The organism is Saccharicrinis fermentans DSM 9555 = JCM 21142, from assembly GCF_000517085.1.
Lineage (GTDB): Bacteria > Bacteroidota > Bacteroidia > Bacteroidales > Marinilabiliaceae > Saccharicrinis > Saccharicrinis fermentans.
The window spans coordinates 5,611,365-5,630,126 of the sequence record NZ_KI912107.1 but is presented as its reverse complement, the minus strand read 5'-3'; the positions used below and the strand labels follow the sequence as shown (position 1 = coordinate 5,630,126).

Annotated in this window: 9 protein-coding genes; all 9 read right to left on the bottom strand. The window is 37.4% G+C overall.

The window, feature by feature from the left end; translation table 11 throughout:
* Positions 1–53 precede the first annotated feature (53 nt).
* Positions 54–2,369 (bottom strand): glucosamine-6-phosphate isomerase, encoded by a 2,316-nt coding sequence (locus CYTFE_RS0123045; RefSeq protein ID WP_027473753.1) that lies wholly within the window; start codon positions 2,367–2,369, stop codon positions 54–56.
* 83 nt (positions 2,370–2,452) lie between these two features.
* Entirely contained in the window at positions 2,453–4,651 is a 2,199-nt protein-coding gene (locus tag CYTFE_RS0123040; RefSeq protein WP_027473752.1) for a GH92 family glycosyl hydrolase, read from the bottom strand.
* A 69-nt stretch (positions 4,652–4,720) separates the two neighbouring features.
* Complete coding sequence (locus tag CYTFE_RS0123035) at positions 4,721–5,692, bottom strand: glycoside hydrolase family 130 protein (protein WP_027473751.1); 972 nt, start codon at positions 5,690–5,692, stop codon at positions 4,721–4,723.
* On the bottom strand, positions 5,682–6,998 hold the full coding sequence (locus CYTFE_RS27850) for an MFS transporter (protein ID WP_044211809.1): 1,317 nt from the start codon (positions 6,996–6,998) through the stop codon (positions 5,682–5,684). The genes CYTFE_RS0123035 and CYTFE_RS27850 overlap by 11 nt, the downstream gene beginning before the upstream one ends.
* A gap of 78 nt (positions 6,999–7,076) precedes the next feature.
* Positions 7,077–9,665, bottom strand: coding sequence for a transglutaminase domain-containing protein (locus tag CYTFE_RS0123025; protein WP_027473750.1), 2,589 nt, complete (start codon positions 9,663–9,665; stop codon positions 7,077–7,079).
* Positions 9,662–10,417: a copper homeostasis protein CutC gene (locus CYTFE_RS0123020; protein ID WP_027473749.1), complete on the bottom strand. Its 756-nt coding sequence runs from the start codon at positions 10,415–10,417 to the stop codon at positions 9,662–9,664. Before CYTFE_RS0123020 ends, CYTFE_RS0123025 begins: the two co-directional genes overlap by 4 nt.
* Before the next feature lie 58 nt (positions 10,418–10,475).
* Positions 10,476–12,734: a GH92 family glycosyl hydrolase gene (locus CYTFE_RS0123015; protein WP_152541636.1), complete on the bottom strand. Its 2,259-nt coding sequence runs from the start codon at positions 12,732–12,734 to the stop codon at positions 10,476–10,478.
* A 78-nt stretch (positions 12,735–12,812) separates the two neighbouring features.
* The gene (locus CYTFE_RS27845; RefSeq protein ID WP_162150104.1) at positions 12,813–15,839 is read right to left on the bottom strand and encodes a GH92 family glycosyl hydrolase; all 3,027 of its coding nucleotides are present in this window, start codon (positions 15,837–15,839) and stop codon (positions 12,813–12,815) included.
* Between the two features lie 114 nt (positions 15,840–15,953).
* Positions 15,954–18,251: a GH92 family glycosyl hydrolase gene (locus CYTFE_RS0123005; RefSeq protein ID WP_027473747.1), complete on the bottom strand. Its 2,298-nt coding sequence runs from the start codon at positions 18,249–18,251 to the stop codon at positions 15,954–15,956.
* Between the last annotated feature and the right edge of the window lie 511 nt (positions 18,252–18,762).

Here is an 18,762-nt window from a genome sequence, read left to right as displayed (position 1 = left end):
TTCTTGAACATGTCAAGAAGCATCTTTATCAAAACCTAGTTCCAATCAATCACTTAACCCTCCATTGACTTTTCCAGTTCTCGTGCATGAAGTAAAAACTCTTCTACATTCATCTCCTTAAAAAAGATCAGTCCATGACTGGCTCTGATGCTTGGGTTTTCGTGTGTATAGAAGTAATCTTTACCTAACAAATACTGAACAGTTTCCAATTGCTCTACCCAAATATTTTTTGCCAGAGTACTAAATCTACCATCCAACTCATAACTAGGAAAAGAAGCATTGACCTGACTCAAATAACAATCACTAAATGATTTATCCAAAACATCCATGGCATTCAAACTTACAGGAACCATAACGTTGGCCTCTGAGGGAGCAAATTTAAACCAAACATTTCGATACCCCCAGATGCGCAGTTCACTCAAATCCGCTTCCTTATTCCACAATCGGATAGCATCAGCAATGGCCTGAAGAACCTTATAATGCGTATCCGGTCCACTTCCTTCCGGATCCAATGCCAAGCTGATCACATTAGGTTTCTCTTTCCTAAACTCTTCTAGGATAGGTGTAACATCTCGTTCTCTATTGGGTTGCTCCGTAAAGATATCTCCTGTATAAAAACCCAAACGAAGGTGACGAACATTTTTTACTTGCACTCCCGAGTGTGCCCAGACCAGTTCCTCCTCAAACTCACGAATCATGCCCTTTAACTTCTGTATTTTAGGCGGATTCTTTTGTCCATCGTAACTATCGCGTATATTAGATAAAATTGCATTGATAGTATTTCTAAGCTCTTCATAATCTCTTACAGCCCATATTTCAACAATAGCTCTGACCACCCTGTGACAAAGTCCCCTGACTCTCTCCAAAGATTCATCTGAAGCCACATGCAAAAGAAAATGATACACATCTTTGTCCCACTTGTACTTATAACCTGATTCAAAAAAATCAGGAAACTTAATCATCTGAATTCTTCCTTCATCCAATAATTTCTTGGTACAATCCAATGTTTCAGTCACAAAACGATTTGTAACCGCTGTAAACCCAGAAGTAAGCACCGAAAAAACAGATTTATTACTAGGCTCCCTCAGTATTCTGTTTACATGTGGTTGCATACCCAACGGTATATCATCATGATGCGGTCCGGTATGATAAAAAACCTGATTTTTCTCCTGTTGTATTCCTTTCAATAATTTAGACTGAACAGACTCCATCACTTCCTGAATCGTATCCAGCGATAAGTCAGGTATCATACTGCAGTAGGGATCCGACTTCAGATCTGCAAGTTCCAGTTTAGGACCATATTTATTAATTCTTTTACACAAATCAATAATAGCTCGCTCTGTTTTTTCCTTTGTCCACTCACCTGTTTTGTAGTAAGCCTCAACACTATCTTTCAACTTAACACCAGCACTTTTGGTAATATAGAACTTACTATTCGGCAAAGCCTGCAACACAGTAGCAGGGTATAACACCGACAGCTCACTTTCAAGGGCATTTTTTACCACAGGAGCCTTTGCTTCACCAGCAGCAAAAAGAATCGCCACAGCTTCCTTATTGTAAGTGATAGACTCCAGTCCTATGGTAATAACCAAACGATTACGTGACACTTCAATACCACCAAGATCTCCGGCAGCCTGTGCTTGCGTTTCAAAATTGGTACCCGTCAAACGAGTAGTGGAAAAATGATCAGAACCGCGTGTATTAAAAGCAATATGTCCATCTGGTCCAATACCGCCCAAAAAGAATCCAATACCACCCTTTTCTCTAATTTTTCGTTCATACTTCACACACCAATCATCAATCATAAAAATTGAGTCCTGCTGCTCTTTTTCCTTTTTGCTTTTCGCCTCACGATAACGCAATGACAAATCAACAATACTATCAGGAAAAACCTCTGCAAATTTTTTGCCATCAACCAAGGGAATCTGATCACAATTAATCAACAATGCCCGATCAGGATCAAGGCCAAACCCCTTGATGTAAAATTCATTTACATAATGATAAAAACTGTTTTTCTGAGAAGAACTCACCGGATAAAATTCATCAATCTGAACAAAATGTAGTTTACTTAAATCCGGTTTTTTGTCAATTTTCAAACCATGCTCTTCTCTAATTTTCTTCCCCTTTGCATTGTTCCAATTCTCCAACAAATATTGCGTCCAACGAATAAAATACTCAGGCGTTTTACCTGTAGGCAAACTGATTACACCCTCTGGGTTATCTGCAACCCACTCTAAAAACCGAAATGCTGTAAACATTCCAAGCTGAGGAAAATTATCAACCGTAATATACGGTATTTTAGTACTTGTTTTTTTAACGCCTGATTTATGAAAGAATAGCTCTTCAACGGGCGAAAATCTAGTAACCATATTAAATTTATTTTTTGTTTAAAACAATAACCTTATTCATTGCGCAGGATCTCAACCATCCAATCAATTGGCACAAACAAGCATTACTTCAACATAAAAAGCAATTCTCCTCCATCCATTAACTGTTGATGGGTAATTGTCAACATCTCCATTTCTTTTCCATTGAGATGAACTGCGTCTATCAATATTTTGTTCTCTCCTTTACTTTTCGTTTTAATGGAGAAATTTTTACCATTGGGCAGATGGATAGTGGCTTCCTCCACCCAAGGTGAAGTGAGGTGGTATACACCATTGGCAGGATTCACCGGATACAAACCCAATGCAGACATCACCAGCCAAGCAGACATCTGTCCACAGTCCTCATTTCCACAATAGCCATCCGGTTTAATACTATATTGTGATTCTATGATCTTACGAACCATCTTCTGTGTCTTCTCGGGCTGCCCTATTTGATTATACAAATAGGCTACGTGATGACTAGGCTCATTACCATGGGCATATTGTCCTATCATACCCGTTGAAAAAATAGGTAATTTATCACCTGCTTCGTGTTCATAACTAAACATAGAATCTAGTTTAGCCACAAATGCTTTCTTACCTAACAGTTGAATCAGACCTGGAATATCGTGTTGTACATGCCAAAAATACTGCCAGGCATTACTCTCACAATAATACTCAGTATATTCCTTGGGGCTAAAAGGTTTAACAAATGAGCCATCTTTCTTTCTTGGTCGAAAGAAAGTTGATTCCTTGTCATACAAATGCTTCCAATTATCGGCTCTCTGCTTAAAATACTTGTAATCTTCTATTTTATTTAATGCCTTTGCAAAAACAGCGATGCACCCATCATCATATGCATATTCTAGTGTTTTAGACACACTCCAATGTCCATTACTTTGATCATCAGCCGGCACATACCCATACTTCTTATAATCCTTCAAGCTCCATGCATCACTCATGGCAGTGGCTTTACAGGCCTCAAATGCTTTTTGGGCATTCATTGGGATTCCTTTAAAATAGGCATCCACAATAACAGGAACGGAATGGTAACCAATCATCATATTCGTTTCATTACCAGCCATACTCCAAACAGGGAGCAAGCCTGTTTCATCATAGTGACTTAAAAACGACCGTACCATATCACTGACCTTTTCAGGTGCCAGAATGGTATAGAGAGGATGTGCAGTTCGATAAGTATCCCAAAGCGAAAATGTTTCCATTTTTTCATACCCAATAGCCTGATGCATATGACCATCCGCTCCCTTATACATACCATCCACATCAGCGTGCAAGGACGGGGTTAAAAAGCAGTGGTATAAATTGGTATAAAATATCTTTTTTTGATCTTCACTTCCCTTTACTTCAACCATTCCCAACTGTCTGTTCCACGCTCTTAAAGCAGAAGACTTCACTTGGTCAAAATCCCAGTCTGGGCACTCCGACTCCATATTTCTTTTTGCGCCCTCAATGGAGTGAGAAGACAAAGCTAACTTAATGATTACCTGCTCATTTTCATCTGAAGAAAAAATAATTTCGGCCTTTGTTTTAGTGGCTTTTACTTTATGTGCATCCACTTTTTCTTCCCCCGCATAAAAAACAATATTTTTTATTGGCCTGGATATTTTTAAAACAAAATGCTCTCGCTGATCTGGTGCCCACCCCGTGGAATATCGATATCCCACAATAGTATGCTCATCTTCTAATTTTAAATACGTTTCTGTTGGCTCATCCCAGTTTAATTTATATCCAAGATCCAATAAAATCTTAGACTCCTTATCCTTGGGGAAAGTGTACCGATGAAGGCCCACTCTTTCAGTGGTCGTCAACTCAGCTTTTATACCAGAACTTAATAAATCAACAGCGTAATAGCCTGGAACAGCCTCTTCTTGATCATGACTAAACTGTGCGTAAGGACGATATTCCTTTTGATCAGGCCATAAATCCTTCGTAAACCTACTATTATATGGCATTATCAATATATCATATAAATCACCAGCACCTGTTCCACTTAAATGCTTATGACTAAAACCTGCAATGGTTGAATCCTGCCAGTAATAACCAGCTATTCTATCCCAGCCGGCCAGCCCATTATCCGGACTTAGTTGTACCATTCCCCAAGGCATAACAGCACCTGGATAAGTATTCCCTGGTCCATCAGTACCAATAAATGGATCAACATAAGATGTTAAAATATGGCCTTCCTTTGTTAAGTCAACATTTTTATTCTGGCATGAAAAGAAAGCCAGAACAGACAAAGATATATATATATGTAATCGTTTCATTATTTATTAGATTGGGCACCTATTTCACAACAATACAAACACTTAGCAATAAAAGATATGCTTAATCAACTAGATAGAATTATTTTTTAACCACTCAATAATCTCAGGGATACGACCAAAGGCGATTCCCACAACAGAGTCAGCGGCCCCATAGTACACCGTTACTTTTCCTTCTTCGTCGTGCAATGAAGCACACGGAAAAATCACGTTGGGCACATCACCATTCTGCTCATAATCAACCGCAGGGGCCAACAAATATGGTTGGGAGCGATACAATACTTTATCTGGCTGTTCCAAATCTAACAAAGCAGCTCCCATTGAATAACGGAACCCGCTACATGTTTTGATAACTCCATGGTAAAACATCAGCCATCCCTCATGGGTCTTAATAGGCACACCACCCGCACCTACTTTCAGACATTGCCAAGCACTATCCTCAAAAGCAGTTACTTTTAAAACAGAGCGATGCTCTCCCCAATATTTCATATCCGGACTATAACTTAAATGGATATTTCCAAAGGCAGTATGTCCATTATCACTTGGTCTGCTCAACATACAATACTTCCCATTTATTTTCTCAGGAAAGAGCACTCCATTTCTGTTAAAAGGTAAAAATGCATTTTCACACTGAAAAAATTCCTTAAAATCGAATGTATAAGCAATACCAATCGTTGGTCCATGATAACCATTACACCAGGTTACCCAATACCTATCCTCAATAAAAGTAACACGCGGGTCGTATTTATAATCAGAATCTATCATAGAAGTATTCCCTTCCTTCATCACAATGGGGTCATCCTCAATATTCCAATGTATTCCATCTTCACTAAAACCTGCATGTATATTCATTTGTACGGATTTATTATCACACCTAAACACACCCGCAAAACCATCTTCATAGGGAACAACAGCACTATTAAAAATACTATTAGACGTAGCTGTTTCATACCTTCCGATAATAGGATTCTCGGAATACCGCCACATAACATCCTTACTGCCTTCTGGTTTTTCTTGCCAGGGAATTCTATTTTTACTCAACATAATCTATTTCTTTATTCCTTTTAACATCATTCTGATTCTTTTCTGGATCCTCGTAGGTAAACGGCACAAAATAAGCCACCAATAAAGCAGGAACCGTAGCCACTAAAACCCAGATAAAAAACACTTTATATCCTAATAAATCACTTAAATAACCACTTAACATCGATGGAATCATAAAGCCTAAATTCATGATTCCTGACGCAAAAGCATAATGGGCTGTTTTATATTTTCCAGGCGCAATCTGCTGCATCATAAACAACATAAGACCCACAAAACCAAAGCCATATCCAAAATATTCTACTATCACAGCTCCTGAAATTATATAAATATTTTCGGGTTGATAAAAAGCCAAGAACAAGTAAACTCCAAATGGTATATTAAAAACCAATGCCAATTTAAAGAGTGTTCTTTTCAAACCTTTGGAGGAGATAAAATAGCCTCCCAGTAGGGATCCTAAAACAAAAGCTGCGGCACCAAATGTTCCATAAACCAAACCAATTTCCTTGGTTGGAAGATCTAACCCCCCCTCGGTATTAGCAGCCTTAAAAAACAATGGTGCAATTTTAATGGCAAATCCTTCGGCAAATCGAAACAGAACAATAAACATGATATACCAACCGATAAATTTTTTCTGAAAAAACGTCTTTATCACATCCACCAATGTTTCCACTCCCTCGCTAAACGACTTTACTTCTGTAGCTTCACCTCCACTTGGTAACATTTTAATATGATACAATCCCAACATAAACATTACTCCACCATAAATACCCATCACAATCATCCAAGCATATTTAACCCCCAAAGACTCCTCTAAAACTCCAGCTAAATAGACCACCCCTCCTGCAGATACAATTTTAGCAACATTATAAGCGGCCCCCTGCCAACCAATGTATTTAGCTTGTAACTTAGGAGAAAGGACACTTAGATAAAGACCATCTGTTGCAATATCATGCGTAGAACCACTAAATGCAATTACCCCTAACAATGCTATGGAATAACTAAAAAAATGATTCAATGGTAAAGACAAAGCAACTAAAGCAAAGGTAATTCCTGTAACCAACTGAGTCGCTACCACAAAATGCTTTTTTGTTTTAAACATCTCTAAAACTGGACTCCACAGGGGCTTCAATGTCCATGGAAGCATGATCAAGGAGGTCCACAAAGCAATTTGCGTATCACTTATACCCATGTTTTTATACATCAAAGCAGATGCCTGAGCAATGGCAATAAATGGTAATCCCATTGCAAAATATACCGAGGGAACCCAAAAAGCAGGATGCCCTTCCCTATTTCCTTTTTTTATCATCGATTTATTGTATTCGTTAAGTCACTATTTTTTAATACTATATCCTATGTTTATATTATAAAAAACATAGAACAGTATCTATTGCAAGAGTAACCGTTTATATATCTTTAATAGCTGTTCGGACGTGCCAATATTATATCCTGACGAATGATAATACACCTCACCATTATTATCTACCACCACAAATACCGGAAGCTGAATTTCACGGGACAATTTAGTTTGCTCATAAAACGCTTTAAGTACAATCAAGTCACTATCTTCCTTCACAATACAGCCCTCATAAGTATTTTCAACAATTTCTGCCTTCATACTTTTATCTGTACAGAAAAAAGTAAATGGCACTTTCGCCGATTCATAGGTATCTCTCAATGATTTAAAGTCATTAAAAAAATGATTCCCCGGTTCTGAACCAGGATCAATCCATCCTAACACAGAAAGACTATCATTTAGATTGAATGATTTACAACAGGCTATTTCCTTCAACGCTTTTCTGTCTTCATTTATCTTGATCTTTAACTCTTGTTGACTGCCAGGCTCTATATTGACAAATTGTTGATTTACCAGTACAGAACCATCCTCCATTCTATTTCCTGTCAGCAATTGGTAATAACCCGCCTCTATTTCAATTTCTTCAGGAAATGATGACAATGGTTTTTCCCAATCGTAATGAAGCGTCTGAAACCTTCCGTCCTTAAACTTTGCGATACTAAAATGAACACGATATAAAGGTTCTATATCATAATCTTCATCAGCTGCAAATTTCACTTTAGCCATCTCAGGCTGATCGTTTTTATAACTTTGATCAAAGCTTATATTAATCCATTTATTGTTAAAATACTGCGCCTCATGAGTTGCCGGCTCTAAACGAGCAGGGATACCCAACGAACGAAGAGTCGCGATAAAAAACAACTTACGACTAAAACTATCACATGTTTTCATATTAAAAACTCCTTGGGGAGAGATATTTACCTTGTAATAATTACTGCTTTCATCAACCATGATATGGCCATTGATCCAAACAACAACTTCTTTAACAGCTTTTGAGACATCATCTTTAGTAATCTGATCAAAAGCCTTTTGTAAAAAGGCACGGTAAGGAGAAAGCCCTTCTAAATAAATTCTAGGATTTAAAATATACTTATTAACCAATCTATGATCACACTCTATTCCATTAAATATTTTAAACCACTTTAAATGATCCAACAACACATCAGCAGAAACATCGTGCAAATCTTTTTTAGCAATAACTTGCAACAGCGGAATAAGGTTTTGCTTATTGACCTGTACACCCTTCTTTAAAAATAATTCAATTTCAGAATAGTTACCTCTTGCTTCTTTCATATAAGGCCAAAGCGTATCCGCATTTAGTCCTATCTCTTTGGCCAATACCTTTAGCCTCTCACGGTCGTAAAAAGAACTAATAAAATCACTCCTTATTTGATCTTCTTCTGACAAACGTTTTTTATTTGCTTGGGTTCCTACAGCATCAACAGAGGCTGGCTTTTTTTCAACCGGAGGAACATTTTCGAACGACATATTAAATTCATTACCCACCCTTTTATCCAGCTCGATAAAAACCGTGTCCACGTCTGATACGTTGATTTTTTTAATAGCAAAATGCCCCGATTTGTTGGAGGCAAAAACTCTTATATCTCCTAATCCTGTTTTAATATGTGCAAACGCTCCTGCCTTTATATCCTGGCTCTTGATAGGAAAAAATTCGGCATAATTATACAAACCAAACTCAATGTGAGTCTCTTCTTCTCCTTGAATTTTTACCCAAATATCCTTTGTTGGCGCATAATTATGAAGAGAATTAAGAGTGGCATACTTATTCTGTGAATCAATCACATTCTCTTCACCCATGTATTTTCCAAAAGCTTTTGTATACACCATCATAGCGCGTAATACCGGTGCGTCAAACCACCCCATATTTAAAACCGGCTCCGGCTCACAAGCTCCCAGATACTGCCATCTACCATTCACCCAAACTTCAACCCATGCGTGATTATCATCAACATGAGCCCAACGAGGGGTATAAACCTGCCGGGCAGGAATACCTACAGAACGCATCGCTGTTACTGCAAAAGTGGATTCTTCTCCACACCGACCATAAGCCGTTTTAATAGCTCCCAAAGGAGAAATAGTACGCGAATCTGTTGGCTGATAATTTACTTTTTCATGACACCAATGGTTTACCTCAAGGGCTGCTTGCTCAATCGGTAAATCCTTAATACGAGGATACAACTCTTTAAAAAATACGATCCGTGCAGTATCTAAGTTTTCATTATTTACCCTATACGGAAGCACAAAATGGAGAAAAACATCCTCAGAAATCGATGATCCCCAGCTAAATGAATCTCTGGCTGCCATGGCTAATCGCACATTATTTAGAAAAAATTCACCCGGATAATCAGCCATATCGTTCAGTGGCATATACGCATAAAGAAACTTCAGATAAAACTTTTCTTTTTCAGTCATTTTTTTTTGAAAAACAGAAAACAGCGTCTTATTCTGATCTTTATATTTCTTATATACTTGCTGAAAATCGCGTTCTATAACTCTACTATTGTCGTTACTTACACTATTATCGCATCCCATCTGTGGCAGCATTAATACCACCAATAAAAGAATAAACATAGGTTTTAGAATATCATTATATTTCATATTCTTTCTATTTCGCTAATTATACTTTTAATTCTCTTTATATTGGATGTCTTCACTTGGTTTTCTGGCAAATCCTTAGATCCATTAAACCTCACTTCGCTGCGTGTATAAACAGGTTCCTGCTTGTATATATCACGTAAAGAAGCATGAAAAGCTTTTACACCTGTTTGCTGTGCCAGCTTAGTGATATTATTTTCATCAATACCACTCCCGGGCATCACTTGTAAGCTATTTGCTGCACTTTTTTGCAACATACTTATCAAATCGACTCCATCTATAGCCTTATTCTTCTGTCCCGAGGTTAATAATCGTTTAACCCCCATAGATATTAATATCTCTAAGGCAACAAATGGCTGTTTACACTGATCGAAAGCACGGTGAAAAGTGATGGGCAATCCTCTGGCTGCTTCAATCAACCTACAACAAAAATCATAATCAATTGCTCCATTAACCGTTAAAGCTCCTATGACTATTCCATCTGCACCTCTTTCTACTGCCAGCTTTATATCCCGTAACATAATTTCCTGTTCAATATCATCATAAACAAAATTACCACCCCGTGGTCGAATCATGGGAAAAACATCCAGAGAAGCCATCTCTTTAGCCACAGAAATAATCCCTAAAGAAGGTGTTGTTCCTCCTTCTATTAAATTATCACAAAGCTCTACTCTATCAGCCCCACCTTTATCTGCCGCTATTACAGATTGGATATTCGCTGCACATATCTCAAGTTCAAAACTATTCCGCTTCATATCAATTAATTCAATCCTTCATTGGCACTACAGCACTCCCTCTCATATACTACCCCCATCATTCCTTTTCTCCCATATGAATTTCAAGCTTTCCTCCATTAACTACCCTATCATGATGAATGAAAAAAGATTTAACAGCTTGTCCATTCCACCTTATACTTTTAATATATTCCTTATCAGCTCCTGAATGCTTGATGATTTGAAATGTTGAATCGGCATAAAACCGAGCATCTAGCTCAATAGTTACTTTATCAAATACAGGTTTCGTAATCGTGTAATTCATATCTCCAGGACAAACGGGATAAAACCCCATCATACTATAGGCTACCCATGCACTCATGGTTCCACAATCATCATTCCCGGGAATACCTCCAGGTTCGTTTTTAAAATAAGTATCCAAAAGTCTTTGTACTTCTTTTTGCGCTCTCCATTCCTGACCTTTCACATAGTTAAACAAAAAAGGGTAATGCATATCCGGCTCATTGGCCATATCAAATAATTGATGGTCAAAAATATCTTGCAGCTTTTTTGCAAATTGCTTTCCTCCACCATTTAACTTGATTAAGCCATTGATATCATGGGGTACTCCAAAGGTATATTGCCAGGCAGTACCTTCATGAAAACCATGCACTGGTTCAAAATTCTGTCCTTGCAAGGGATCGAAATCAGCAATAAAAGTTCCATCTGCTTTTTTAGGTCGAAGCATTTTAAAAGTCTTCTTATCAAAGTAGTTTTTATATCCTTTGGATTGACTAATAAATCTTTTCCCTTCTTTTCTATATCCTAACTTGTTAGCCAAAACACCCAAATTCCAATCTGCCAGATAAAGCTCCAAAGCTATTGACACTGAGTTGTCATAATCCTCAGTAAAAGGCACATAGCCCTTCTGTAAATAAAAATCATTATTTGTCCTAATCTTATTATCCTTTTGAGGAGTTGTGGCAGACTTTAACATGGCCTCATAGGCCGTTTGTACATCAAAATCGGTTAATCCACGTAAATAAGTATCCGTTATAACAGGAAATGAAGGATCCCCATTCATCGTATAGGTCTCTTTGCTATTCAGTTCCCATTTAGGTAACCAGCCGCCTTCCTTGTACATATCCACCATAGAGCGAACCATATCCAACTGTTTTTCAGGATATAACAAACTCATCAAAGGATGGAAATTCCGGTACGTATCCCAAAGAGAAAAAACAGTATATCGATCCCTATCTTTCACTTCTCCAATACCATAACTTTCCATCATTGGATATTGTCCATTCACATCGTTGATGATGTTGGGATGAATATTCATATGGTATAAAGCCGTATAGAAAACAGTTTTCTGATCCTCAGTTCCTCCTTCCACTCTAACTTTTGAAAGAACATTATTCCATTCCTCTCGAGCCTCATTTCGGGTTTTTTCAAAAGAAAATCCATTGGATTCATATTCCAGATTCTGCCGGGCATTTGCAATACTTACATATGATATCCCTACTTGAACCATTACAGACTCACCGGCATCTGTATCAAAAGAAAAATATGCACCTATACTATCACCAGCTAGAGGATGAAGAAATTGTGTATAGTATTTAAACTTACCTGAGCTTGCAGACCAATCCTTTTCTGCCCCCATCATGGCAGGCATTTTTTTAAAAGCTCCAAAAGAGGTAGCTGGTTTATTGAAACGAGCCACAAAATAAACTGGACGCTCCGAATTTCCGTGGTAACAGAAGTTACCAGTCATTCTCCAACCTTCTACTTCGCGATCACTTACAACTTTTACATAAGCACCCGACTCATTGGTGAGACTGTTACCTAGGTCAATAATAATATTAGATTCTCCTTTCGGAAAAGTAAATTTACTCAAGCCCGTTCTTTTGGTCGAAGTAACTTCTGCTTTCACATTGTATTTCTCCAGCTTACAGGTATAATATCCGGGCTCTGCCCTTTGCCCGGACATTATAGATCCATAATGTTTAAGATTGGCATCAACAGTACCCGTCGTTGGCATTACCATTATTACCCCTAAATCAGGACACCCTACTCCACTAAGATTGACATGAGAAAAACCTGTTAAAAACTGATTATCCCAAGAATAAGGTGTTGACCACCAACGGGCGTCTTTATCCCACTTATTCAGATCTGAACCTGTAACATTAAATGGTACTACAGAAACCATTGCCTGTGGAACAATGGCTCCTGGATTTGTTGTACCAAAATTCGTTGTTCCTATAAATGGATTAACATATTGCGTATAATTCTGACAAAATGCAGCTACCTCAAATACCATTAATAGGACTACTATATATTTTAGTTTATTCACCATCATCATTTATCACACTTACTTTTTAGTTCTCTAACACATATCATCACCAATTCAGCCATTAGAACCCATACTCTCACATAATTTCTAATTAATCAAGATCTCATCAACAAACATCCAACCCTTATGTCCTGCTGCAGCATGCCAATCAGGTACTATCCCATAGTTTGAAACTTCAATATTAAGGTATCTGATTTTTTGACTCTTAAAAGTAAACTCTTCTCTTTTCACGAAAGGTCCTTCCAGCTCTTCTTGCGAAAACCTCCATTTCTTCGAACCTATTATTTCATATTTATCATCATCCAAGGAAGCTCTAATGACCATGGCTGATGGAGGAAAAATCCAAACTGCTGTATTGGATAAATATCCAATACTTACATTGTCGATGGATATTGCTTGCCCAAAATCAATGGTCGCTACCATATCTTCACCGTCAAATCCAGTCCATCTACCATCATTAAAACTTCCCGACCCCACTTTTAAATCCATCAACATATTACCATCTGAATCGCCGAACTTTTTAGGCCTGGTAATCATCGTAATTCGAGGAAATCCATCTTTCAAGTCTCCAAATCTTCTTCCTGCATAATAAGTGCGATCATAAACAAAACTAGGCTGCATACCATCAGCATATGCAATGGCTTTTAAATTTGTTGTTTTATGAATGACGAACGGCTTTTTGTAACGTTTACTATTTTTATGGGGTATGTCACCATTCAGGGTATAATAAATGTCAGCCTTCTCTGTATTACATACCAGTTTTACCTGATAGGCCTCTTCGAATACCTCACTCCTATCTTTATCAAATGGTTTATGAGTAATTTGAGGTAAGCGATTGGCCTTTTCGGTATGTACTTTAGATATTGGTCTATCTTCGGGTAAAACACCCCATTTTTTGTTAGGAGCAGCCCCCATTTCAAACACCAGATTACCACCATTCATTATCTGCTCATGGGTCAAGTATGATTTAGTATATGGCTCCCCATTCAATGTAACAGACTGAATATAAATATTTTTCTTTGGATCATTATTGGCTTTAATAATCCATTGCTTTCCATTCTCTAAGTTAATAACTACTTTTTTAAATAATGGAGAACCTATCATATATTTCATATCACCGGGACAGACAGGGTAAAACCCCATCGCACTAAACAAATACCAAGCTGACATCTGTCCCAAGTCATCGTTATTAACAAGGCCATCAGGTTTATCATGATAGAATTCAGATATTACTTGTCGAACTCTTTCTTGCGTTTTCCAAGGTTGACCAGCATAATTATACAAATAAGGCATATGTTGCGAAGGTTCATCTCCATGCCCATATTTTCCAATAAAACCTGAGATATCCACATGGGTATGTCCATCTATCGAAGTCGTATCTAAAAAAATATCATCCAACCACTTAGCAAATTCATCCTTACCTCCTATCAACTCCATTAGACCATTTACATCATGGGGCACGAATGCCGAATACCCCCAGATATTTCCAGAAACATAATTGGCAATTAAGTCATCCCACACATTCAATTTCATTTCCCGCCATTCTCCGGTTGTATATTTAGAATACAAACGTTTTTTATCGGATCTATACAAATTTTTATAACCAACACTTCGTTCAGCAAAAAGCGCCGCATCATCTTTCTTACCTAAGCGATCAGCCAAAGCTGAGATACACCAGTCATAATAATTTTGTTCGGTTGTTTTAGACACAGCACAATTCAACTCACCAGGAACATAGCCCATTTTTAAGTAATAATCCATCCCATTTTTGTCGTAGTTAGGAGAATGCTTCTCCAACGACATCGCAGCGGCCTTCACTGCTTCATATACTTCTTCAGGTTGAATTCCCTTTATATTTTTTAAAGCTGCATCTACCATTGGAGAAACAGCACTATATCCGATCATACAAACATTATCATGCCCCATACACTCCCAAACCGGCAATCCTACTTTTGTTTCTGTATATCTACTTGCCAAAGAGTTAACAAACTCAGCTGTTTTTTCTTGTTCAACAATAGTAAACAATGGATTTAAAGCACGGAAAGTATCCCAGGTAGAAAAATTTGAATACTGTGGAAAATCCGATTGATAGACCTTACCTTCTAACCAATATCTCCCATCCACATCTGAAATTAAGTTAGGTGATATAAATGAATGATACATCGCTGTATAAAAGGTTCTTTTATCGGCTTGTGACGAACCTGTAACGATCATCTTATTTAATTTCTCTTCCCACTTACTTTGAGCCAATCGTTTTACATCATCAAAGGACTTGCCTTGAACCTCGGCATTCAAATTTGCCTTTGCCCCTTGATATCCAACAAAAGATAAAGCCACCTGGATTTCAAGCACTTCATCATGCTTTAATTTCGCTTGGATATATGCTTTCGTATTTGTTCCCTTCAGCCTCTTTTCACCTTCCATTATACTATCTCCCTTGGCTACACCATAAGATACAAAAGGTTTAGAAAACTTCGCATAAAAATAAACAGTCCTTGCTCCTCCCTCCCCTTCACATCTTTTAAATCCCCTTAGTGTAGTATTTGAGACAATTTCAACACCTGTCTCTACAATCCTTTCCATGATATTATGGGTAGGATCTATGATAACATTCAACACTCCTGGTTTAGACATTGTGTATCTATGAAATCCAACTCTTTCAGAAGCTGTCAATTCAACTTTCACATTGTAATCGTCCAACAAAACAGAATAATAACCAGGCGTACTTTTTTCACTTTTATGCGAAAATCTGGAACGATAACCTGATGCCGGATCATCCTCTGTTCCTGGATTTAACTGAACTACCCCCACAGTTGGCATCAATAAAATATCTCCTAAGCCGGCCAATCCAGCTCCACTGATATGTGTATGTGCAAAACCTTTTAAAATAGTATCAGAATAATGGTAACCAGAACACCAGTTCCACGATTTAAAATCATTTGACGGACTCAGTTGTACCATTCCGAAAGGAACGGTAGCTCCCGGAAATGTATGTCCAATACCATCTGTACCAATCATCGGATCCACATATCCAATAAGATTAGCAGATTCTCTCTCACAGGCACAAAATATCACTGCAAAAAAGATGATTGTTAGGAGACTTTTAATATTCATTTTTGAATGTAATTCAAACTCATTCCACATAAATTCCAACACTTCGAACTTCTAAACTTCCTATTTTCAGTATTCGTATAACACAAACATTCACATATATCAAACGACTCAGAACTATTTACTCATAGAATATGGCGCTGCATCTTTGGTGACCCCTCTCTTTTTATTTGGAGTAGGCGACATTTCAATGGTAATTTTCCCACCACTCTGTAATTCTTCATGCGTATAATAATTACGATCTAACGAATTGCCATTAAAATCAACATGCTCAACATATTTATTTTCATCACTATTATTTACCGCTTCAATAATTAGTTCTTTGCCATCCTCGAGGGTTATGGTAGCCTTATCAAACAATGGAGCTCCAAGCACGTACTGATCAGTTCCCGGACATACAGGATAAAAACCCAAAGAACTAAAAACATACCAAGCTGATGTTTGTCCATTATCCTCATCTCCACAATACCCATCTGCATGGGGTGTATAAAGCTTATTCATTACCTCACGAACTTTTTCTTGCGTCTTCCACGGTTGTCCTGCGTAATTATATAGATACAACATATGCTGAATAGGTTGATTACCATGGGCATAATTTCCCATTCCTACAATCTGCATTTCACGAATCTCATGTATGGTAAAACCATAATAGGAATTATCAAAAACAGGAGGCAGATTAAAAACAGTATCCAGCTTACTTACAAAAGCCTCATCTCCTCCCATCAATCCAATCAGTCCCTCAACATCCTGAAAAACACTCCAGGTATAGTGCACACTATTTCCCTCAGTAAAAGCATCACCCCATTTAAAAGGATTAAAAGGAGCCTGAAAAGAACCATCTTTGTTACGACCTCGCATCCAACCTGATTCCCTATCAAAAACTTTTCTATAGTTCTGTGCTCTTTTCTTAAACAAATCTATTTCAGGCTGAGGCCGGCCCAACTTTTCAGCCAACTTCCAAATACAGTAATCAGCATAGGCGTATTCTAGTGTGCGTGCTACATTCTCATTTACACCTACATCATATGGTATATACCCCAATGAGTTATAATAATCATGACCATAACGTCCCACTGAATTTATTTGATTATTGACATGGTCCGTATTTTTAATAATCGCTTCATAAAGTTTTTCAATATCATAGCCTTTGATTCCCTTGAGGTAAGAATCGGCTATCAAGGATGCAGAATTGGAACCTATCATACAGCCTCTATGCCCTGGACTAGCCCACTCCGGCAACCAACCACTTTCATCGTAGGTATTTGCTAAACCTTCCATGATATGACTATTCAATTCTGGATACATCAATGTAAAAAATGGAAAAACAGCTCTAAAAGTATCCCAAAAGCCATTGTCGGTAAACATATAACCAGGAAGAACTTCCCCATTATAAGGACTATAATGAACAATCTGATCATCTTTATTAAACTCATAAAACTTACGAGGGAATAACAAAACACGATAAAGCGTAGAATAGAAAGTACGAATATGATCCACATTCTTTCCTTCAACCTTTATACGTCCTAATTCTTTGTTCCATTCTGTTTTACCTTCCTCTTTTACCTGAGCAAAAGACTTATTTCCCAATTCTCGATCAAGATTTAATTGAGCTTGTTCGGCACTTATAAATGAAGAAGCTACTTTTACATGAACTTCTTCACCTGCTTTGGTTTTAAAACCAATGACCGCCCCAACTTCATCTGCTTGAGCAAAAGCTGAACCCTTTTTCAATTGATCACCATCCCAAGTATGAATAATCTCAAAATCTTTATCAAACTCAGCCACAAAATAATTATGAAAATTATCTGGGACACCTCCACTATTGTTTCTACAGTAGCCAATAATTTTTCTTTCCTCGGGCAACACTTTGACCATAGCCCCCCCTTTAAAAGCATCTAATAAAATGTATGAATGCTCATTTTGTGGAAATGTAAATTTAAAAGCTGCAGCTCTCTCTGTTGGTGTAATTTCTACTCTTGTATCATAGTCAGCTAAATAAACACTATAATAGTGAGGTTTTACAATTTCTGCTTTATGCGAATACCACGAAGCTCTTTTTTCTGCCTCAAATTCCAAATCACCGGTAACAGCCATCAATGAAAATGCAGCATAATCATTGATCCAAGGACTCGGCTGATGGGTTTGTTTAAAACCGGTTAACTGATAGTCTCTATATTTATAAGTCCAACCATCACCAAATTTAGCCGTCATTGGTGTCCAAAAATTCATTCCCCACGGACGTGCAATCGCTGGATAGGTATTCCCATTGGAGAGCGAAAAATCAGAATCAGTTCCCATTAATGGATTCACATAACTGGTATAGTCAATGGGCGTATTTTCTTTCGATATTGTTTGATTGTGGCAGCAAGCACTAAATACAAATACCAGCCACAAAAAGAATATTAGATTCTTCATTATTAAAAAAAATTATTCAATGATTTGTATTATTAACAACATTCAAAGTTAAAATTAAACCACACACAGCACAATTAGATATATTGTGTCTCAACTGAAATTTATTGTGCTATTCCGTTGTAAATACATCCTCTCTATCATCACAACTCCAAAACATCGAAAAATTTTAATTTCAACGAATTACAGTATAAGTCATCCGTCAGCATTCTAACCCCAAATACACTAGCTAACTTTTAAACATAAAGTACTATTAATATCGTCATAATCGACCATTTTAAGTATGCGACCAACTGATGATTAACCAAGTAAATCACTTCCTGCGCAAAAAGTTGCACAAGAATAAGGCAGATACCAGCAAATGATGTTACTTTTGAATAGAAAATCTTATTCACAAACAAATGGATAAATATTTTCGAGATACGATGACTTCTGCTAGTCTTATTTACAACATGTTACATTTTTGTTGAGATAAGCCGATGGCAGAAGTAAGGAGATCTCACATACAGAAAAT

Coding starts and splice junctions, on each gene's coding strand:
- CYTFE_RS0123020 (WP_027473749.1), bottom strand. CDS start 10,417: ATGAAGCGGAATAGTTTTGAACTTGAGATATGTGCAGCGAATATCCAA.
- CYTFE_RS0123035 (WP_027473751.1), bottom strand. CDS start 5,692: ATGTTGAGTAAAAATAGAATTCCCTGGCAAGAAAAACCAGAAGGCAGT.
- CYTFE_RS27845 (WP_162150104.1), bottom strand. CDS start 15,839: ATGAATATTAAAAGTCTCCTAACAATCATCTTTTTTGCAGTGATATTT.
- CYTFE_RS27850 (WP_044211809.1), bottom strand. CDS start 6,998: ATGATAAAAAAAGGAAATAGGGAAGGGCATCCTGCTTTTTGGGTTCCC.
- CYTFE_RS0123015 (WP_152541636.1), bottom strand. CDS start 12,734: ATGATGATGGTGAATAAACTAAAATATATAGTAGTCCTATTAATGGTA.
- CYTFE_RS0123045 (WP_027473753.1), bottom strand. CDS start 2,369: ATGGTTACTAGATTTTCGCCCGTTGAAGAGCTATTCTTTCATAAATCA.
- CYTFE_RS0123005 (WP_027473747.1), bottom strand. CDS start 18,251: ATGAAGAATCTAATATTCTTTTTGTGGCTGGTATTTGTATTTAGTGCT.
- CYTFE_RS0123040 (WP_027473752.1), bottom strand. CDS start 4,651: ATGAAACGATTACATATATATATATCTTTGTCTGTTCTGGCTTTCTTT.
- CYTFE_RS0123025 (WP_027473750.1), bottom strand. CDS start 9,665: ATGAAATATAATGATATTCTAAAACCTATGTTTATTCTTTTATTGGTG.